Consider the following 18,372-nt stretch of genomic DNA (forward strand, 5'->3'; position numbering starts at 1 on the left):
GCCGAGGGCATCCAGAGCGATGTCGGCCTGATCTTCGCTGCCGCCGAGGCGAAATGCCTGCCGAAGCCGGTCGCGGTAAAGGCGGTGCAACCCATTGGCGTTCTCGGTGAAGTTGAAGGCCACAAATGTGACGATGGCGCTGATGGCCAAATAGTTGAGCAGTACGGTGGATTCGTCATGCTGCCAGACACCTTTCGCCATCCTGGCTGCCACGGCGAAAATGGCTGAGCATGCAATAAGCAGCAGCACCTTGATGACCACCGATCCGCTATAGTCATGCCTCATCGCGCCAAAGAAGCCACTGAGCCGGCCGGGGGCCAGATCGTCCGCGAGATAACGAACCACAAAGGTTCGCGCCGCCAGAAACAGCGCCATCGATATGACAAGGATCGTGAACAGGACGCGATTGTCGGCCGTCAGCCAGGCTGGACCGTAGGCATAGCCGCTGTCGCGGCCAAACAGCCACGACACGTCGAAGCCCCAGATCGTGATCGGCGAAAAGATCTTGATGCCCCAGATCGTGATCAACAGAAAGAAGCCGTAGATCAGCAGGGGCAGGGCGAGACCGAGTGCGAGAAACGCCGCGCGCGCCAGATAGCCGCGCAGCTGGTGTCCGATCCCCGGCGAATTCAGGGCCTTCTGCAGCCAGGAAATCAGAATGCCCCTGAAGGCGGCGGTGGCTGTGACGATGGCCGCCGCCGCCGTGATCAGCGCCTTGAGCGTCTCCATTGTCGTCTGCCGATGACCAGCCTTCGGAGAGGTCACCTCGATCAGCCACAGAATTATCTTGGGCTGAATTTCAATCAGGAGCAGGCCGGCGGTGACCAGCAGCAGGGTGCGACCGCCCTTGGCCCATCTACTGTCCTGTTCCAGGCGCTCGCCTTTGCGCGCAAAGGCATAGCTGTCGGTATAGGACCGTCGCAATCCCCAGACGACCAGCCAGACGGCGAGAACCACCATCATCGACCGCGAGAGCACGAACGGGTTGGCCACCAGCGATCGCAGGCTGGCGGCCCATCCCGCCTTGCCCCAATCGTCGCCGAAGAGCCAGTTGGCGACGTCGAGCACGATGCTGTGCCCGAGATGATCGGTGGTCGGGTTGGTCAGGATGACGAATGTCGCCAACGGCAGGATCAGCGTCAGCAACAGCAGGACATTGACCATCCAGCCGCGCATCAGAATGCCGATCGACAGCGTGATATCCTGGAAGCCGCGCGGCGCCAGGAAACGGCTGTTGTCGCGGATGTGGCCGACCAACGCGTTGTCGCGCACGTCGTCGCCCGAGGCGAAGGGAAAATCGAGCGGCCCGTCCTCGCTTTTCTTCGCTGGATCGAGTTCCAGACTTTTCGCTTGCTCGAGTTCCTGGCGCGTCATGTCGGCGATCATCGCCGATCCGATGTAGCCGCCGCCCGATACCGTCGACAGATAGTCGATCCGCGGTATGAGCTTGTACTGGTCGAGTGCCTGAAGCGCGCCGAGGCAGAACGAAGCCGATCTTATCCCGCCACCCGAAAGCGCCACGCCAAACAGCCAGGCCGGATCACCCTTGGCAACGGAATCGGGCTTGCCACCCCCAGCATCTTTCGAAGCATCCACGCCAAGCGCCTTGCGGCGAGCGAGGATGGCGTCATACTCTGATCGCAGAACCGTCTCGAATTCGTCGGTATACAAGATAGAATCGGATTTCTCTCCTTGACCGGCCATAGCTGTCCCCGACACCGCTATTGCTGATCAATACAACAGGCCACAAGCATTTTCGCAAGGATTAGCGCCGTCTGGAAAGTGAATCCGTCACCAAGATCATCCGTAACTTGAAAATCACAAGCGATTTTGACGGCATCAGGCGCCTTGCTTCGCAGATGGGAGAAGATCAGCGCGCTGACTATGGTTCATCACTTGTGGGGCAAGACGTTCGCTCAGGCGGCGGAGCCCGCAACGCGCCTGCTTTCCCGCTATCCCCATTCAGCCGCCCTCCACTTCCTGCACAAACTGCGCCTGAAATTCCGGGCTCAATGGGATCGGCTTGATCACGTCGATCAGCACGCCGTTCGGGTCGCTGGTGATGAAATGGCGCTGGCCGAACGGTTCATCGCGTAGCGAGCGAAGGATCGGAAGGCCGGCCGCCACGACACGCTCATAGACCGCGTCGGGGTCGCCAACCTCGAAATTGATCAGCAAACCTGATGTGCGGCCCCGTCCTTCCTCCGGGATCGTTTCGTGGTCGCCGTGCACGATGCCGAGATTGACCCGGCGGTCCTCGGTCGACTGCAGATGCACATACCAGTCGCTCTCGAACAGCGGCTTGAAGGCGAAATGCTCGACATAAAATTCTTTCGTACCGGCGACGTCGCCTGTCATCAGCACCGGATAGTAGCTCGTCGTCTTCATCTTTCCTTCTCCCGTCAAACAACATACAGTCTGCATGTAAATGCAATTAACATACAGGCTGCATGTATGCAACGAGAATCCGCGCGCCGCTCCAATCGCGATCGCACCGAGGCGACGCGCGCCGACCTGATCGACGCCGCGCGAAAACTGTTCACCGAAAAGTCCTATGCCGAGACCGGCACGCCGGAGATCGTCGCCGCCGCCGGCGTCACCCGCGGCGCGCTCTATCACCATTTCGCCGACAAGCAGGCGCTGTTTGCCGCCGTGGTCGAGCAGGAGGCTGCCGCGGTGGCCGAAGAGGTCGAGCGCGCCTCGCCCGCCTCGCTCCCTGCCCGCGACGCGCTGATCGCCGGCTCGGACGCCTATCTGGCGGCGATGCGGGCGCCGGGCCGCACTCGGCTGCTGCTGCTGGACGGGCCTGCCGTGCTCGGCCGATCCGCCATGGATGAGATCGACAACCGCCATGGCAACCGTTCGCTGCGCGAAGGCCTCGTCGCGGCGATGCGCGAGCAGTCCATGGCAAGACTGCCAATCGAGCCGCTGACCGCATTGCTCGCCGCTGCCTTCGACCGCGCCGCGCTTGCCGTCGAAGCGGGAGCATCGAGCGGCGACTACCGCGCCGTGCTCATGGCGCTGATCGACGGTCTGTCTCCGGCTCCTCCTCGGTCCACACGCCCGGCTCCATCTCGTTGAAGCAGCCGAGCCCTCGTTTGAACCGGTCGATCAGCCAGGCCGCAGCCGGCTTCGGGCTGCTGTCATTGCGATGCATGGCAAAAAGCGGCGAACGCGCCTCCCTGAAGACCTCGAGGTCGAGCTCCACCAGCCTGCCGCTTGCCAGATCGTCGGCGATCAGCCAGCGCGGCAGGCCTCCCCAGCCAAGCCCCTCCCGCATCAGCATATGCTTGGTGCGCATGTCGGTCAGCCGCCATGTGCGGTAGGCGAAGACGCCGAAATCGCGTCCCTTGGTGCGCTCGGACTGGTCGGTGACGACGAGCTGCGTATGTTCGCGCGCATCCTCGAGCGTCACAGGCTTCGGCAGCAGCGCCAGTGGATGGCTGGGCGCGGCGGCCAGCACGATCGACATGAAGCCGATGCGCACGAGGTGGACGTCGACCTCGCCCAGCATGCCGCCGATACCGAGGTCGGCCTGCCCGCTGAGCACATGATCGGGAATGACGCCAAGCGTGCCGATATGCAGGCGCAGCATCACGGTCGGAAACTGCGCCTCGAACGCCTTCAGCACCCGCACCAGCACCGGCGACGGCAGCGCCGCATCGACCGACAGCGCAACTTCGGCCTCCAGTCCCTGATGATGGCCGTCGACCCGCGAGCGCATCCGCTGCAGCACGCCGATCATGCGCCGCGCATCTTCGAGCATCGCCCGTCCGACATCGGTCAGTTGCGGTTCGCGCGTCCCCTCGCGCTCGAACAGTTTCAGCCCAAGCTGCGCCTCCAGGTTGGCGATACCATAGCTGATGACGGATTGCGCCCGGTTCAGCTTGCGGCCGGCGGCCGAGAAACTGCCGGTGTCGGCAACCGCCACCAGGATCTGCAACTGGTCGAGCGTCGGATTGGGCTGCATCGTTATATCTATTTTGTGGATGGATCGTATAGAAAATATACCAGTTTTTCGAATGAGTCGAGCGACCCATATTCAGCGGGACAGTTCAATCCCACTGGAGAGCCCCGCAATGTCCATTCTTCTTGTCACCTCGAGCCCGCGCGGCGCCGCCTCGCACTCGACCCGCATCGCCACCGAGCTTGCCAACAAGCTGCTTGCCGCCGATCCGTCGAACACGCTTGTCGTGCGCGATCTCGTCGCCAATCCGCTGCCGCATATCGATCCCGACTATTCGACCGGCATCAACACGCCCGCCGAGGCGCGCAGCCAGCGCCAGGCCGAAGTCGTCGGCGTCTCCGACGCGGTGCTCGACGAGCTGTTCGCCGCCGACACCATCATCCTCGCCACCGGCTTCATCAACTTCGGCATCTCCTCGACCCTGAAGTCGTGGGTCGATCACGTCGCCCGTTCGGGAAAGACCTTCTCCTACGGCGAAGGCGGGCCGAAGGGTCTCGTCAACGGCAAGAAGGTCTATATCGTGCTCGCTTCCGGCGGCATCTATTCCGAGGGCGCGGCCGTGCAGATGGATCACGCCATCCCCTATCTGCGTGGCGTGCTCGGCTTCCTCGGCATGACCGATGTCGACGTCATCCGCATCGAAGGCGTCGGCATGGGCCCGGACGCCGTTGATGCCGCGATCGCCAAGGCGTCTGCCAAGGTCAACGCGGTGGTGGCCGGAACCGCCGGCAAGCAGGTTGCGGCAGCGGCGTAACGCACGACGCCATCCCGACCGAAGCAAAAAGGCAGGCGCCAGCGCGGCGCCTGCCTTTTTTGCCCGTGGTGCCTGCTCATTCGGCCAGGGCATTGCGCCCAGTCCAGATTCAGTAGATAGCCGTGCAACGCCATTGGTTATTCTGCCGGTCTGCGCTATCGGTCGCTGATGTTCCTGTCCGTTGCTACAACACATGGTCCGGCCACAGACCTCGGTTTCTTGCTGCACAAGCATCCCGATCGTCTGCACGAGACTGAGCTCGCTTTCGGAAAGGCGTGGTTGTTCTATCCCGAGGCAACCGAGGAGCGTTGCGAGGCCGCACTTCTCCTCGATGTCGACCCGATCGGGCTCGTACGGGGCAAGGGCCAGGCGGAAGGCCTGCTGGACCAGTATGTAAACGACAGGCCATATGCGGCATCGTCCTTCCTGTCGGTGGCGCTCAACAAAATGCTGCGGACCGCGATGACCGGCATTTCAAAGGAGCGCCAGGAACTGGCCGAAAGTGCGCTGCCGCTGGAGGCCGTGGTGACACCGCTGCCGATGCATGCGGGCGAGGCTCTGGTTCGAGACCTGTTCGAGCCCTTGGGGTGGACCGTCGATCTGACGCCGATCGAGAATGTCGGGCATCGGGCAGGCAAATGGCGATACGGTCATCTCAAGCTGACCGGGACAGGCCGGCTGAGCGGCTTGCTGAACCACCTCTATGTCCTGATCCCTGTGTTGGACGACGCAAAGCACTACTGGGTCGGCGAGGCCGAGATCGACAAGCTGCTGTCAAAGGGTGAAGGCTGGCTGGAAAACCATCCCGCCAAAGACCTGATCGTGCGCCGCTATCTGCGCAATCGCGGTGCGTTGGCCCGCATCGCCCTGGAGCGGCTCGCTCCCGAGACGGCCGACGAGGCACTGCCCCCCGAAGTCAGGGACGCGCCCGAGGAAGCGCTGGAGGTGCCTATTCGGCTGAACGACCTGCGCATGGACGCGGTGGTCGATGCCATTCGGGCGACCGGCGGAACCGTCATCGCCGATCTGGGATGCGGCGAAGGCAAGCTGCTCTATCGCCTCGTGCGCGAGCGATGGGTCCACAAGCTGTTCGGGCTCGACCCCGCAGTGCGCGAACTGGAATGGGCTGCGAAGCGTCTCAAGCTGAACGAGTTCGGTGGACCGCCCGAAGGTCGGGTCACGCTGTTGCATGGATCGCTGACATACCGAGACGGCCGCTGGGCCGAGGCCGACGTCGCCGTGCTGGTCGAGGTCATCGAGCACCTCGACCAAGACAGGCTGCCCTTGATCGAACGCATCGTTTTTGGCGAGACGGCGCCAAAATCCGTGATCGTCACCACTCCGAATGCGGAGTACAACGCACTGTTTCCGAACCTGGCCCCGGGCAACTTCCGCCACCCGGACCATCGCTTCGAATGGAGCCGGGCGCAGTTCGAAGCCTGGGCTGACAAAATCGGTAAGATCTATGGCTATGCCGCCGCCTTCAGCGGTATCGGGGCTGTTGACGCCGTCCTGGGCGCGCCCACGCAAATGGCGGTGTTCACGCGGTGAGAGAGCCCGACAAGACCGACCTCGCCCTTCCCGATTTCTCGCTGGTGGTGCTGATCGGCTCGACCGGATCGGGCAAATCGAGCTTTGCCGCCAAGCACTTCCTGCCGACCGAAGTCATCTCCTCGGATCGCTGCCGCGCGCTTGTGTCCGACGACGAGACCAATCAGGACGTTTCGGCGGACGCCTTCGAGTTGATGCGCGAGATCGTTGGCAAACGACTCAAGCATCGCAAGCTGGCAGTTGTCGACGCCACCAACGTGCGCGCAGCCGACCGCAAGGCGTGGATCGAATTGGCGCGCAAGTGGCATGCTCTACCAGTCGCCGTCGTCATCGATCCAGGCGTCGACGTCTGCATCGCGCGCAATGCAGCGCGACCTGACCGACAATTCGGCGCCGGTGTGGCCCAACGCATGACGACCGAGATCCGCAAGGGTCTTGGCGGCCTGCAACGCGAGGGCTTCCGCCAGGTCTGGAAGCTTGGCAGCGAGGCCAGCGTCGATGCCGCCAAGGTCTCGCGCCAACCGCTGTGGACCGACAAGCGGGACGACTCCGGTCCGTTCGACATCATTGGCGACATCCACGGCTGCGCCGACGAACTTCAGACCCTGCTTGGCCAACTCGGCTACAGCGTCGCCTGGTCCGAGGATCGCGGCGACCGAACGGTCGTCGTCACCCCGCCGGAGGGACGCAAGGCCGTCTTTGTCGGAGATATCGTCGATCGCGGTCCCAACTCGCCCGACGCGCTGCGCATCGTCATGGGCATGGTGGCGGCCGGCACTGCCTACTGTGTCCAGGGCAATCACGAACGCAAGCTCGGCCGCTGGCTGGAAGGCCGCAAGGTCACGGTCGCCCACGGCCTGCAGCAAACCATCGACCAGTTGGATGCTCAGGATCGCGGCCTCCGAGAGGCTCTGCCGGCTTTCCTTGACGGTCTGCGCAGCCACGTCTGGCTGGACGGTGGACGCCTGGCGGTTGCCCACGCCGGCCTCAAGGAAGAGATGATCGGACGTGGTTCGGGCGCCGTGCGCGAATTCGCCCTTTATGGCGAGACCACGGGCGAGATCGATGAATTCGGCCTGCCCGTCCGCGCCGACTGGGCCACAGCCTATCGCGGCAAGACGGCCGTGATCTACGGGCATACGCCGATGCTGTCGGCGGAATGGCTCAACAACACCCTGTGCATCGACACCGGCTGCGTTTTCGGCGGCAAGCTGACGGCCTTGCGCTGGCCGGAGCGCGAACTTGTCGAGGTGCCGGCAATCCAGGTCTGGTCCGAACCGATACGTCCTTTGGGTGGATCCGATCCCGGCAAATCGGCCCAGGCCGACGCCGACGGCGTGCTCGACTATCAGGACGTCTCGGGTCGCCGCTGGATCGAGACCGAACTAAGGGGCCGGATCGTCGTGGCCGAAGAGAACGCGGCGGCGGCACTGGAAGTGATGAGCCGCTTCGCGCTGGCGCCGCAATGGCTGGTGTATCTGCCGCCAACGATGTCGCCGTCCGAGACCAGCAACCAAAGCGACTGGCTCGAGCGCCCAGAGGAAGCCTTCGCTCATTTTCGCGAACGTGGCGTCGCTCAGGTCGTGTGCGAGGAAAAGCATATGGGTTCGCGAGCCGTCATCGCGTTGTGCCGGAACGCAAGGGCGGCGCGCGAGCGCTTCGGTGTGTCAGGAAACGAGACCGGCGCGATCTGGACCCGGACGGGGCGCTCCTTTTTCAAGGATACCGCCACGACGGAAGGCCTGCTCGCCCGTCTTCGCGCGAGCGTCGATGCGGCGGACCTGTGGAACGAACTGAGCAGTGACTGGCTGCTGCTGGACGCCGAGATAATGCCCTGGTCGGCCAAAGCCGGCAGCCTGATCGAAAGCCAGTATGCGCCGGTGGCGACCTCCTCGGCCGCCGGCTTCCAGGCGAGCCGCGAGGCGTTGGCCCGGGCATTGGCGCGCGGCGTCGATGCCGCCGGCCTGAATGCCCGGTTCGATGACCGGGCCGCGCGCGCGACCAAATACGCCACCGCCTGGGCACCCTACGTATGGCCGGTCACTGGCATCGACGACCTGAAGGTCGCGCCGTTCCACCTACTCGCCAGCGAAGGACATGTCTGGTTCGACAAGGACCACGTCTGGCACATGACGCTTGCGGCCCGTCTGACTGCCGACGATGGCGTGGTGACCGGCACGCGGTGGCGTACGCTCGATCTGGCCGACGCCAATGCGTGCGCGGAAACGATCGCTTGGTGGGAGGCGCTGACCGGTTCGGGCGGGGAAGGCATGGTCGTCAAGCCGCGCGACTTCGTGAGCCGCGGCAAAAAGGGGCTGATCCAGCCGGCGTTGAAGGTGCGCGGCCGGGAGTATCTGCGCATCATCTACGGCCCCGAATACGATGCGCAGGATAACCTCGTTCGCCTGCGGGAACGTGGGCTGGGCGGCAAGCGCAGTCTGGCGCACAGGGAGTTCGCTCTCGGTCACGAGGCGCTGAAGCGGTTTGTGGCACAGGAACCGCTGCGGCGGGTACACGAGTGTGTGTTCGGCGTGCTGGCACTGGAAAGCGAGCCGATCGACCCAAGGCTGTAGCAATGATAGTCCTAGCCGAAGATTCGCTCGCCCTGCTCGTCGACCAGTTGGATGCCTTTCTTGATCGAGATGTCGACGGCATCGTCCAGGCCGGCGAAACGGTCGGCGCGGATGAAACGGTGTTCCTTCGTCACGCCGTCGATTTCCTTCGAGACCACGCCGCAGGTCTGGTACTGGCCGTCGGCCTTGTAGGGCGTGGCGCTGATCAGGAAACCCTTGTGCTCGACCTGCTTTGCCGGCGCCGCGTTCTTGGGTTCGCCCGCATCGCCGCCGCCACCGCCGAAAAGCTTTTTCAGAAAAGACATGGTTCAAATCTCCACTTTCACCTCGGCGCAAAATGCCTGCGCCGGTTCTCATTATCGCATTTAGGCGTCACGACGGTGCCGCGCCAGCATGATCCAATGTCCCGCCCCGTTCCAGCCCCTTGATGAAGACGGCGACCAGGAGCTCGATCTGCTCCCAAGTCTCGTCCGCCTGGCGCCCGGCGGAATTCGCGGCATAGCCGCTGGTGACGATGCCATGCACGCTTGACCACAAGGTGCGGGCGGCGATCCGCAGGCGGTTTTCGTCGAGGCCGAAGCGGCCGTCGGCGAGCACCCTGGCGATGATCTGCAGCAGTTCGCTGAGCCGCGCCTCATAGGCGTCCGGCTCCGCATGCGCCGGCTGGCGGCGGTTGAAGGCAAGCAAGGCCGGCCAGCTCGCCGGATGCGCCTCCACGAAGCCGGCATAGGCGCGCGCCAGCGCCAGCAGGCATTGCCGCGTGTCGGTCACCCCCGCCTTTTTGAGTTCGGCCATCGCTGCGGCGCCGGCTTCACCCAGCCGATCGAGCAGCCGCATGTTCACGGCGCGATGCAGGTCGTCGATATCCCGGAACAGATTGTATATGGAACCGACCGCGATGCCGGCCTCGGTGGCGATGGTCCTGGCCTTCAGGTTCTCCGCCCCGCCGGCTTCGATCAGATTCTCCGCGATGGCGATGACGCGCTCGCTCATCTCTTCCTTGTCCAGTGCCAAACCTTGTCTCCGCATCATCTCCGCCGCCTCTCGGGCGCGGCAACGGATGCCGGTTTACCATAATCCATTCTGCATGAACAGCGTTCAAAAAACATCTTGAACAATGTTCATCTTCTGCTACATTCCTTTTGTGAACAACGTTCATAAAGGGAGAACGAACAAATGCTCAGTCTTATCAGGACATTGCTGGACGGCGCCGGCGCCAAGGCCGAGGACCGGCTGAAGGACCAGTTCGCCGTCGACCTCTCGCCCAGCACATCCGCGATGCCGAAGCCGGCCTCGCCTGCGCCAAGCAGACGCTCGCCTCGCTGATCGTGCGTCAGCGCGCCGAACAGGCCAGCCTCGACCAACTCGACCGCCGCATCGCCGATCTGGAGACGCGCACCCGCAGCGCCCTTGCCGCGGGAGCCGAGGCCCTCGCCCACGATGGCGCTTCCGCCATCGCCGAACTGGAGAACGAACGCGAGGGCCGCCGCACCACCGTGCGCAGCCTGACCGAGAATACCTTGCGCATGCGCCTGTCGCTGGAACAGGCGCACCGACGCATCGTCGACCTCAACCAGGGCATGATCTCGGCGCGCGCCATCGACGCCGAGCAGAAGGCGCAGCGACGCCTCAACCGTTCCATCGGCCGGACGGCCAGCCTCAACGAGGCAGAGGCGCTGCTCGCCCGCATCCGGGAGCGCGGCGACCCGTTCGAGGAAGCCAGCATCCTCGACGAGATCGATGCCGGCCTCAGCCAGGAAGCCATCCGCGGCAAGCTGGAGGAGGCAGGCCACGGCCCCTCGACCAAGGTCCGGGCACAGGACGTGCTCGAGCGCCTGAAATCCACGCACTGATCCACGAAACCTACCTCACCAACCAAAGGGACAACGACAATGAACGCCAATCAGACCTACATCATGTTCAACACCATCTCGGTCGGCATCGCCTATTTCATGCTTGGCCTGTCGCTGTGGCTCGCTCCGGTCGACCTGTCGACCAAGGGCTATTGGGGCATGGGCGTGCTCTTGCTCACCGGCAGCCTGGTCAACCTCGTCAAATACCGCACCGACGAGCGCGTCGCCGCCGAGACGACTGCCAAGATCGAAAAGGCGCGCAACGAAAAGCTGATCAGCGAATATGTCGGCAAGGAATGACCGCCGGCAGGCACGTCCCAGATACGTGCGGCTCCAGCAACGAAAAAAGCCCGGATCTTCCGGGCTTTTTTTTGCGTGGGTTGCTGGCGGCTTCAGCGGCGCGACAGCGCTTCAAGCGCCGCGGCGGCATCTTCCAGGATGCTCATCGCCTGCGCCTGCTTGTCTTCCGGCGCATCGACGATTTCGCTGAGCGCCGCGCGCAGCCGGTGGCGCACGGCACGGAACGCATCGCGCTTTTCGTGGCGCCCGCGATGCCGGCCGCCCTCCTCGCCGTCGTCGTTCCAGCCGAACCAGTCGCGCGCCTTGGCCATCTTGCGGCCGAAGCGTTCGAGATGGTCGAGCACGTGGTCGATCATCTCGCGGTTCTCGTCGAGATGCGCCTGTCCGGCCTCGGTGATCGAGAACACCTTCTTGTTGCCCTCCGCCGAGGAGATGGCATAGCCCGCCTCTTCCAGGAAGGTCAGCGTCGGATAGACCACGCCCGGGCTTGGGCTGTAGATGCCGCTGGTGCGCTCCTCCAGCGCCTTGATGATGTCGTAGCCGTGGCGCGGCGCCTCGGCCAGCAGCGACAGCGTGATCAGCTTGAGATCGCCGTCGGCCAGCATGCGCCCGGCGCGGAACATGTCGCCCGGGCCGCCGCGGCCGCCGCCGCGCATGCCCGCCCCGAACGGACCGAAACCGCCGCCGCGACCGCCGAACTTGCCGGCCATATGCAGGAAAGCGCGCTCGGCGCGCTCGCCGAAAGGATGATGTCTGTGCATGGATTGCTCCTTGAGTTATGTCTTACGATATATCTCAATTAGGCCCGCCGTTTCCTCGAGTCAAGATATATCTTACGATGTATCTGAAAATGGCGCCAGCGGGATTGATTTCGCAAAAGCTCGCCGCTAAAAGGCGCGCGAGGGTCGACGACCGCTCCGTAAGCGTCTGACGTCAAACAACGCATCCATCCCCGGTCGTTCCGGGCAATTGCGCCGCAAGCGGCCAACGGATGCCTATGCGCTCGACCGGACACCTCAGGGAAAATCCCAATGACCACGACCCGCAAGCGCGGCAGATTGCCCGCGCGCTATGCCGCTGTTCTCACTCCGCTGGTGCTGTCGCTGTTGATGACCTTCATCGTCTCGTTCATCTCGACGCTGAAGAGCCTTGGGCTTCAGCCGGGCCTGCCGGCCGTCTGGCTGACGGCCTGGGGCCTCTCCTGGCTGGTGGCGTTTCCGACGCTGCTCATGGTTCTGCCGGTGGTGCGCCGCATCGTCGGCTGGCTGTGCGACCCCGCCTCCAGATAGCCGGCAAGGCCCGGACCGGATCCGGGCCTCCCCTCATCGGCGAGCCCTTCGTCTACCAGCGGCCCTTGCGCCGGTTCCAGACGTAGAGAAGATCGGCGAAGCGATCGTAGGCAAGACGTGTCAGCGGCAGGAGGACGGGGTTGCCGAGCAGCGCCGCCAGCCAGCCCTCGCCCGGCGTTCTCCGCCACACCGCGATCGCGACGTCGGCGCCGACCAGCAGCCTGCCCTCCGCGTCGGTGGCATGCAGGCGGCGGCGGATATCCTCCAGCGAGGCGCCGTATCCGGCAAGCGCCGACGGCTCGAGATTGATGTCACGGAACTTGATCCGGCCCGCCTTGACCGCCTCGACCAGTCGCCGCTTCTGCCTGCTGATGCCGGCATCGCAGACCGGGCAGCGCGTGTTGTACCAGACGGTGAGCGATGGCTTGGACATGTCGAGGCGCGACCTCCCGCACGATCCGGCAATGCCCCAGTGCATGTCGCCCAAAAGTGCGCAGCGGTTTTGGGACATCGACATGCATAAGACAACAGCCTAAGCCGCGCCGTGTGAACCGCTCGGGCACGCCGCGCTTGAACATGCGGTGAGGACTAGCCCGGATTCACCCGGGCCGCGATTCATCCCAGTGAGGTAATGATCTCGCGATAGGCGAATTCCGGGAATGCCTTCAGGGTTCGCGTCCTTACACTGCCGCCCACCGCCAGCATCAGCGCGAAGCGCGCGAGCACCGCATCGTCCGGCGCCTCGACGACGGCCACCATGTCGCATTCGCCCATGGTCAGGTAGAACGCCTTGAACGATCCACCCATGTCGCCCAGCTGCTTCTTGGCGGCGTCGAGCCGCTTCGGTGACTCGCGCACATTTCTGGCACCCTGCTCGGTCCAGTTGAGCAGCATGATGTAAGTCGTCATGGCACACCTCCTCCGGCGCCACGGAGCACGGCGTTAAGGTCGCGGACCTTCCACCGGGGCGGGCATCCGGTTTGTCGCCCGGAAAACGCATCCGACGTGGAAATTATCCGCCTGAAAGACCGAGGCGGCAAGAGCCTGCCGCTGGGCCGCCATCGTCCATGTCTCCACGAAAAAAGGGCGCCAAAGGCGCCCTTTCGAAGATATGTCCAAGCCGGTATCAGCTATCCAGGAAGCTCCGCAGTTTTCTGCTCCGGCTCGGGTGCTTGAGCTTGCGCAGCGCCTTGGCTTCGATCTGGCGGATGCGCTCGCGGGTGACCGAGAACTGCTGGCCGACCTCTTCCAGCGTGTGGTCGGTGTTCATGCCGATGCCGAAGCGCATGCGCAGCACACGTTCCTCGCGCGGCGTCAGCGAGGCGAGCACGCGGGTCGTCGTCTCGCGCAGATTGGCCTGGATCGCCGCATCGATCGGCAGGATCGCCATCTTGTCCTCGATGAAGTCGCCGAGATGCGAATCCTCCTCGTCGCCCACGGGCGTTTCGAGCGAGATCGGCTCCTTGGCGATCTTCAGCACCTTGCGCACCTTTTCCAGCGGCATGGCGAGCTTCTCGGCCAGTTCCTCCGGCGTCGGCTCGCGGCCGATCTCGTGCAGCATCTGGCGCGAGGTGCGCACGATCTTGTTGATCGTCTCGATCATGTGCACCGGAATGCGAATGGTGCGCGCCTGGTCGGCGATCGAGCGGGTGATGGCCTGCCGGATCCACCATGTCGCGTAGGTCGAGAACTTGTAGCCGCGGCGGTATTCGAACTTATCGACCGCCTTCATCAGGCCGATATTGCCTTCCTGGATCAGGTCGAGGAACTGCAGGCCGCGGTTGGTGTATTTCTTGGCGATGGAGATGACGAGGCGAAGGTTCGCCTCGACCATTTCCTTCTTGGCGATGGCGGCTTCCCGCTCACCCTTCTGCACCTGGTTGACGATCTTGCGGAATTCCAAGATCGAGATCGCCGTTTCGGTGGCGAGGTTCTGGATCTCGGCGCGCAGGTCCTTGATCGCGTCCTTCTCGTTCTTGGTGAATTCCTTCCAGCCGCGCGAGGTCAGGTTGGCGATCGAGCGCGTCCAGTTCGGGTCGAGCTCGGAGCCCTGGTACTCCTTGAGGAATTCCTCGCGGCGCACGCCATAGCTCTCGGCGAGCCTCAGCAGCTTGCCTTCGTTCTGCACCAGCCGCTTGTTGATGTCGTAGAGCTGCTCGACGAGCGCCTCGATGCGCGCCGTGTTGAGCGACAGCGACTTCACCGCCTTGATCAGCTGGTCCTTCAACTCCTTCAGCCGGCGGTCCTGGCTTGGCGACAGCGTGCCGGCGGCGGCCAGTCTGTTCTCGACCTGCTGGTCCTGCAGCTTGCGGAGCTTCTTGTAGGTGTCGGCGATGACGTCGAGCGTCTCCATCACCTGCGGACGCAGTTCCGCTTCCATCGCCGCCAGCGACAGGCTCGCCTCGTCCTCGTCGTCCTCGTCCTCTTCCAGCCCGCGGGTGTCGGCGCCGACATTGGTGATGTCGTCCTCTTCTTCGCGCGCGGCGGCGCGGCCGCGCGGCTTTTCCTCGGCCTTGGGGGCTTCCTCGATCCGCTCGACCACCGGCGCCTGCTTGGCTTCCGGCCCGGCATAGGTGGCTTCCAGGTCGATGATCTCGCGCAGCAGGATCTTCGATTCGTTGAGCTCGTCGCGCCAGATGATGATGGCCTGGAAGGTCAGCGGGCTTTCGCACAGGCCCGCGATCATCGTCTCGCGGCCGGCCTCGATGCGCTTGGCGATGGCGATTTCGCCCTCGCGCGACAGAAGCTCGACCGAGCCCATCTCGCGCAGATACATCCGCACCGGATCGTCGGTGCGATCGGTCGGCTCCTTCTTGGTGGTCGTGGTGGCGACCGCCGTGCCGGTCTGCTCGGCGAGCTCATTGGCATCTTCCTCGGCGTCGGCGCCAGAGTCGCCGCCTTCGGGTTCCTCGCCCTGCTCGTCGTCCTCGACGACGTTGATGCCCATGTCGGAAAGCATCGCCATCGTGTCCTCGATCTGCTCGGAGGTCACTTCCTCCGAAGGCAGCACCGAGTTCAGCTCGTCCATCGTGACGTAGCCGCGCTTCTTGGCGGCCTTGATCATCTTCTTGACAGCATCATCGGAAAGGTCGAGCAGAGGGCCATCAGTGGCGCCTTCACGTTCGGTCTCGACCTCTTCCTTTTCCTTTGTCGCCATTCTTTGTCGTCTCCAAGCGGCTTTCTAGCGAAGCCGCGTAAGCTGCAGTGCCGGTCAAATCGGATGCGCTCGCACCAGAACGCTCTTCACCGGGCCAGTAACCGCATCTCTCGTTAAGTCCAGATTAACCCTGATATCTGTGGCAGGCCTTTTGCCCGTCCAGTGACCAGTACCCGGCATCGCTCAATTTTCCCGTCGACGCCTGGCACGGGTTAATATTTCGAATCGTCCTGATTCCGCCATTCTGCCAGAAGGTCAAGCGCCTCTCGCATGATTCGCATGAAAAAAGCGAATCAATTACCCGACTTAGAGGCGTCGATTCGACGCGGGGACATTTCCATTTCGCTCCCTGGACGAGGTTGGACCCTATACGCGTCCAACCCTGCCCGAGGACACGCCGAACCCTTCGATCAGCGCTTCCGTTGCCTGCACATCGTTGAATTGCGCCTGAATCTCGACCAGATGCCGGAAATTTTCGTCCGATGGATCCGCGTCGAGCGCTGCCTGCGCCTGTTTCAGTTCTCTATGTAAGGTGCGCGCGCTGCGCTGCAAGTGCAGCGCCTGGTTGAAGGCATCGCGGGCATCCTCGAGCGCGGCGGTCTCCAGCGCCGGCCATTGCCTGGCGCGCTTGATCAGCGCCACCGCGCGCTCCCAAACCTCGCCGCAGCCAGCACGCTCGATCGTCGCGATCACGGCGCCGCGATCATTGGCCATGTCATGCGCCATGGCATCGAGGATGGCGGCATGCAGCCGCCTCAGATCGCTGTTGGCAAGGTCGAGGAATTCGACGTGAGCGAAATTCTCGTCGATCAGCGCCGGATGGTTGATCAGCGCCACGATGATCGTCGCCTCGCGCACCGACATGCCCTCGCCGCGCTTGACCAGCGCCGACTGGCCGAGGCTCTCGGTGATCGCGATGCGGCCGCCGCCACCCTTGGCGAATTGTCCGCCGGGTGCCGCAGCCTTGCCCTGGCCGCGCTCGCCCGGTCGACCGCCATCATGACGGCCCTGCCGCGGGCCGCGCTGCGAGCCGAAGAAGCTCAGCACCCTCTCGCGCATCTCCTGTTGATAGTGATAGCGCAGGCTCTCGTCGCGGATGCGACTGGTCAACTCGCGCAACGTCTTTTCGAGTTCCGCCCGCCGCTCGGGGGTGTCAAAGACGCCGCCCGCCGTCTCGCGCATCCATAAAAGGTCGACCAGCGGCCGCGCGTCGGCGAGCACGGCGCGGAAAGCGTCCGGCCCCTCGGCCTTGACCAGATCGTCGGGATCCTTTCCTTCCGGCAGCAGCGCAAAGCGCGCCGAGCGACCAGGTTGGACGGCCGGCAGCGCCATATCCGCGGCCCGCCACGCCGCCTTCAGCCCGGCCTTGTCGCCGTCGAAGCAGAGCACCGGCTCCGGCGCCATGCGCCACAGAAGCTCCAGCTGGTTTTCGGTGAGCGCTGTGCCGAGCGGCGCCACGGCGTTCTCGAAGCCGGCCTGCGCCAGCGCGATCACGTCCATATAGCCTTCGACCGCGATGACGGTGCCGCCCTTGGCGAGAGCCTTGCGGGCGCGGGCGAAATTGTAGAGCACGTTGCCCTTGTGGAAGAGCTCGGTGTCCGGCGAGTTCATGTATTTGGCGAGCGCATCGGGCGCCAGCGCCCGGCCGCCGAAGGCAATGATCTTGCCGCGCGAGTCCGGGATCGGGAACATGATGCGGTCGCGGAACCAGTCATAGGAGACCGGAATGTCGTCGCCATGCCGCACCAGCCCACAGGCCTCGATGTCGGCCTTCGGCACGCCCTTGGCGGCAAGATGTTCCTTGAGCGCATTGCGGCTGTCCGGCGCATAACCCAGCCGAAACGACTGCTGTGTCGCCGAGGTCAGACCACGCTCCCTCAGATAGGCGCGGGCCTTTGCGCCTTCCGGCCCCTGCAACCGCTCCTGGAAGAAGGCGGTCGCCATCTCCATGACATCCGTCAGGCTGGCGCGTTCCTTCTCGCGCCGTTCCTCCTGTTCGTCGCGAACCGGCATCGGCACGCCGGCCATGTCGGCGATCTTCTCGACCGCCTCGGGAAAGCTCATGCCGTCGAGCTCGGTCAGGAACTTGAAGTGGTCCCCCGACACCGAGCAGCCGAAGCAATGGTAGCGGCCCTTCTTGTCCTCGCAATGGAAGGACGGGCTCTTCTCGCCATGGAACGGGCAGCAGGCCCAATAGTCGCCGCGCGACGCATTGGTCTTCTTCCTGTCCCACGCGACGCGCTGGCCGATGACCGAGGAAATCGGCACACGGTCGCGGATCTCGTCGAGGAAGGCGGGCGGAAAGCGCATCGGAAACTCTTTTCCCGTCCATATAAGCACGCGTGCCGGTCCGCACGACCCCAAATACGGACGATGCCCGGTTTCCACAGGGCGAAGGAAGGCGGCCGTCGCCGGCCGCCTTCCTTCAAGTCCAGTGCTGGCCGGCTTATTGCACGGCGAAGGCGCCAAAGATGATGCCGAAAGAATGCTGACCAGCACATAGTCGTTGCCGACGCGGATCCACTCCTGCCCGGGGCCTGGACGGCGCAGGCCATAAACGGCCGTAATCGCGGACCGGCTGGTGCCGCTTCCAGCTGGAATACTTCTGGCCGTTGCGCCAATGGCTGCGCTTCACCACGACCTTCTTCTAGACGACGCGCTTCCTCACGTCGATGTGCTTGCCGGGCTGTTGCCAGTCGACCTGGTTGTAGTTCGACTGCGGCGCGATCGGCGCATTGAGCGGCGCGGCCTGGCCCGAGACGGACGTAGCGGCCAGAATCGAGGCGGCGACCGCGGAAAGAACGAGACGATTCATGGCGGTACTCCTTGGTTGTCGATGCGCAAGCGATAGGGTGCCGGCGATGAACCGAAACTGAACAGTAGAATTACAATTATATAATGATTTCCTATATTTATGATATCTAATTC

18 protein-coding genes and 1 pseudogene are annotated in these 18,372 nt (G+C 63.8%); 8 read left to right on the top strand and 11 right to left on the bottom strand.

Annotation, left to right across the window (positions count from 1 at the left end):
• A partial coding sequence (locus EN742_RS05310) for a patatin-like phospholipase family protein (protein WP_210214428.1) occupies window positions 1–1,671 on the bottom strand: 1,671 nt, incomplete at its 3' end.
• Between the two features lie 291 nt (window positions 1,672–1,962).
• Window positions 1,963–2,388 (bottom strand): VOC family protein, encoded by a 426-nt coding sequence (locus EN742_RS05315; protein ID WP_126058801.1) that lies wholly within the window; start codon window positions 2,386–2,388, stop codon window positions 1,963–1,965.
• 66 nt (window positions 2,389–2,454) lie between these two features.
• Between EN742_RS05315 and EN742_RS05320 the strand changes: the two genes are divergently transcribed.
• Window positions 2,455–3,081 carry a TetR/AcrR family transcriptional regulator gene (locus EN742_RS05320; RefSeq protein WP_126058800.1) on the top strand — a complete coding sequence of 209 codons (627 nt, stop codon included), beginning with the start codon at window positions 2,455–2,457 and terminating at the stop codon, window positions 3,079–3,081.
• Here EN742_RS05320 and EN742_RS05325 read toward each other — a convergent pair.
• Window positions 3,014–3,970 carry a LysR family transcriptional regulator gene (locus EN742_RS05325; protein ID WP_126058799.1) on the bottom strand — a complete coding sequence of 319 codons (957 nt, stop codon included), beginning with the start codon at window positions 3,968–3,970 and terminating at the stop codon, window positions 3,014–3,016. The two genes, EN742_RS05320 and EN742_RS05325, sit on opposite strands and share 68 nt — an antisense overlap.
• A gap of 109 nt (window positions 3,971–4,079) precedes the next feature.
• Between EN742_RS05325 and EN742_RS05330 the strand changes: the two genes are divergently transcribed.
• The 3 genes from EN742_RS05330 (at window position 4,080) to EN742_RS05340 (ending at window position 8,845) form a co-directional block, all read left to right on the top strand.
• On the top strand, window positions 4,080–4,721 hold the full coding sequence (locus tag EN742_RS05330) for an FMN-dependent NADH-azoreductase (RefSeq protein WP_126058798.1): 642 nt from the start codon (window positions 4,080–4,082) through the stop codon (window positions 4,719–4,721).
• Window positions 4,722–4,889: 168 nt separating this feature from the next.
• On the top strand, window positions 4,890–6,272 hold the full coding sequence (locus EN742_RS05335; RefSeq protein WP_126058797.1) for a 3' terminal RNA ribose 2'-O-methyltransferase Hen1: 1,383 nt from the start codon (window positions 4,890–4,892) through the stop codon (window positions 6,270–6,272).
• On the top strand, window positions 6,269–8,845 hold the full coding sequence (locus EN742_RS05340; protein ID WP_128332517.1) for a polynucleotide kinase-phosphatase: 2,577 nt from the start codon (window positions 6,269–6,271) through the stop codon (window positions 8,843–8,845). Before EN742_RS05335 ends, EN742_RS05340 begins: the two co-directional genes overlap by 4 nt.
• 11 nt (window positions 8,846–8,856) lie before the next feature.
• Here EN742_RS05340 and EN742_RS05345 read toward each other — a convergent pair whose 3' ends face one another.
• Together EN742_RS05345 and EN742_RS05350 are read right to left on the bottom strand one after the other, a co-directional pair.
• Window positions 8,857–9,150, bottom strand: a complete 294-nt coding sequence (locus EN742_RS05345; RefSeq protein WP_126058796.1) for an HlyU family transcriptional regulator — start codon at window positions 9,148–9,150, stop codon at window positions 8,857–8,859.
• 67 nt (window positions 9,151–9,217) lie between these two features.
• Window positions 9,218–9,859, bottom strand: a complete 642-nt coding sequence (locus tag EN742_RS05350; RefSeq protein WP_126058795.1) for a TetR/AcrR family transcriptional regulator — start codon at window positions 9,857–9,859, stop codon at window positions 9,218–9,220.
• A gap of 162 nt (window positions 9,860–10,021) precedes the next feature.
• Here EN742_RS05350 and EN742_RS39135 point away from each other — a divergent pair, with 162 nt between their 5' ends.
• From EN742_RS39135 to EN742_RS05360, 3 genes are read left to right on the top strand one after another with little or no spacing between them, the layout of a single operon-like run.
• Window positions 10,022–10,171, top strand: a complete 150-nt coding sequence (locus EN742_RS39135; RefSeq protein ID WP_245455419.1) for a hypothetical protein — start codon at window positions 10,022–10,024, stop codon at window positions 10,169–10,171.
• Window positions 10,117–10,698 (top strand): PspA/IM30 family protein, encoded by a 582-nt coding sequence (locus tag EN742_RS05355; RefSeq protein ID WP_245482290.1) that lies wholly within the window; start codon window positions 10,117–10,119, stop codon window positions 10,696–10,698. Before EN742_RS39135 ends, EN742_RS05355 begins: the two co-directional genes overlap by 55 nt.
• 39 nt (window positions 10,699–10,737) lie before the next feature.
• On the top strand, window positions 10,738–10,998 hold the full coding sequence (locus tag EN742_RS05360) for a YiaA/YiaB family inner membrane protein (protein WP_126058794.1): 261 nt from the start codon (window positions 10,738–10,740) through the stop codon (window positions 10,996–10,998).
• 92 nt (window positions 10,999–11,090) lie between these two features.
• Here EN742_RS05360 and EN742_RS05365 read toward each other — a convergent pair whose 3' ends face one another.
• Window positions 11,091–11,759, bottom strand: coding sequence for a PadR family transcriptional regulator (locus EN742_RS05365; protein WP_126058793.1), 669 nt, complete (start codon window positions 11,757–11,759; stop codon window positions 11,091–11,093).
• Between the two features lie 270 nt (window positions 11,760–12,029).
• Between EN742_RS05365 and EN742_RS05370 the strand changes: the two genes are divergently transcribed.
• On the top strand, window positions 12,030–12,287 hold the full coding sequence (locus EN742_RS05370) for a DUF2798 domain-containing protein (protein WP_126058792.1): 258 nt from the start codon (window positions 12,030–12,032) through the stop codon (window positions 12,285–12,287).
• Window positions 12,288–12,339: 52 nt separating this feature from the next.
• Here the strand turns inward: EN742_RS05370 and EN742_RS05375 are convergent, their stop codons facing one another.
• The 5 genes and pseudogenes from EN742_RS05375 to EN742_RS40200 all read right to left on the bottom strand — a co-directional run bounded on the left by EN742_RS05375 (window position 12,340) and on the right by EN742_RS40200 (window position 18,259).
• Window positions 12,340–12,720 carry a DCC1-like thiol-disulfide oxidoreductase family protein gene (locus EN742_RS05375; protein WP_126058791.1) on the bottom strand — a complete coding sequence of 127 codons (381 nt, stop codon included), beginning with the start codon at window positions 12,718–12,720 and terminating at the stop codon, window positions 12,340–12,342.
• A 182-nt stretch (window positions 12,721–12,902) separates the two neighbouring features.
• Complete coding sequence (locus EN742_RS05380) at window positions 12,903–13,196, bottom strand: GYD domain-containing protein (RefSeq protein ID WP_126058790.1); 294 nt, start codon at window positions 13,194–13,196, stop codon at window positions 12,903–12,905.
• A 217-nt stretch (window positions 13,197–13,413) separates the two neighbouring features.
• Entirely contained in the window at window positions 13,414–15,444 is a 2,031-nt protein-coding gene (gene rpoD / locus EN742_RS05385; RefSeq protein ID WP_126058789.1) for an RNA polymerase sigma factor RpoD, read from the bottom strand.
• A gap of 366 nt (window positions 15,445–15,810) precedes the next feature.
• Window positions 15,811–17,754, bottom strand: coding sequence for a DNA primase (gene dnaG, locus EN742_RS05390; RefSeq protein ID WP_126058788.1), 1,944 nt, complete (start codon window positions 17,752–17,754; stop codon window positions 15,811–15,813).
• A gap of 136 nt (window positions 17,755–17,890) precedes the next feature.
• Window positions 17,891–18,259 (bottom strand): annotated as a pseudogene (locus EN742_RS40200) (RcnB family protein).
• Window positions 18,260–18,372: the final 113 nt, after the last annotated feature.

Source organism: Mesorhizobium sp. M4A.F.Ca.ET.020.02.1.1 (genome assembly GCF_004022645.1).
Lineage (GTDB): Bacteria > Pseudomonadota > Alphaproteobacteria > Rhizobiales > Rhizobiaceae > Mesorhizobium.

Bases quoted from the DNA above. Each gene is read 5' to 3' on its own strand.
- EN742_RS05315 (WP_126058801.1), bottom strand. From the start codon at position 2,388: ATGAAGACGACGAGCTACTATCCGGTGCTGATGACAGGCGACGTCGCC.
- EN742_RS05345 (WP_126058796.1), bottom strand. From the start codon at position 9,150: ATGTCTTTTCTGAAAAAGCTTTTCGGCGGTGGCGGCGGCGATGCGGGC.
- EN742_RS05375 (WP_126058791.1), bottom strand. From the start codon at position 12,720: ATGTCCAAGCCATCGCTCACCGTCTGGTACAACACGCGCTGCCCGGTC.
- EN742_RS05365 (WP_126058793.1), bottom strand. From the start codon at position 11,759: ATGCACAGACATCATCCTTTCGGCGAGCGCGCCGAGCGCGCTTTCCTG.
- EN742_RS05380 (WP_126058790.1), bottom strand. From the start codon at position 13,196: ATGACGACTTACATCATGCTGCTCAACTGGACCGAGCAGGGTGCCAGA.
- EN742_RS05370 (WP_126058792.1), top strand. From the start codon at position 12,030: ATGACCACGACCCGCAAGCGCGGCAGATTGCCCGCGCGCTATGCCGCT.
- rpoD (WP_126058789.1), bottom strand. From the start codon at position 15,444: ATGGCGACAAAGGAAAAGGAAGAGGTCGAGACCGAACGTGAAGGCGCC.
- EN742_RS05325 (WP_126058799.1), bottom strand. From the start codon at position 3,970: ATGCAGCCCAATCCGACGCTCGACCAGTTGCAGATCCTGGTGGCGGTT.
- EN742_RS39135 (WP_245455419.1), top strand. From the start codon at position 10,022: ATGCTCAGTCTTATCAGGACATTGCTGGACGGCGCCGGCGCCAAGGCC.
- EN742_RS05330 (WP_126058798.1), top strand. From the start codon at position 4,080: ATGTCCATTCTTCTTGTCACCTCGAGCCCGCGCGGCGCCGCCTCGCAC.
- EN742_RS05320 (WP_126058800.1), top strand. From the start codon at position 2,455: ATGCAACGAGAATCCGCGCGCCGCTCCAATCGCGATCGCACCGAGGCG.
- EN742_RS05335 (WP_126058797.1), top strand. From the start codon at position 4,890: ATGTTCCTGTCCGTTGCTACAACACATGGTCCGGCCACAGACCTCGGT.
- EN742_RS05360 (WP_126058794.1), top strand. From the start codon at position 10,738: ATGAACGCCAATCAGACCTACATCATGTTCAACACCATCTCGGTCGGC.
- dnaG (WP_126058788.1), bottom strand. From the start codon at position 17,754: ATGCGCTTTCCGCCCGCCTTCCTCGACGAGATCCGCGACCGTGTGCCG.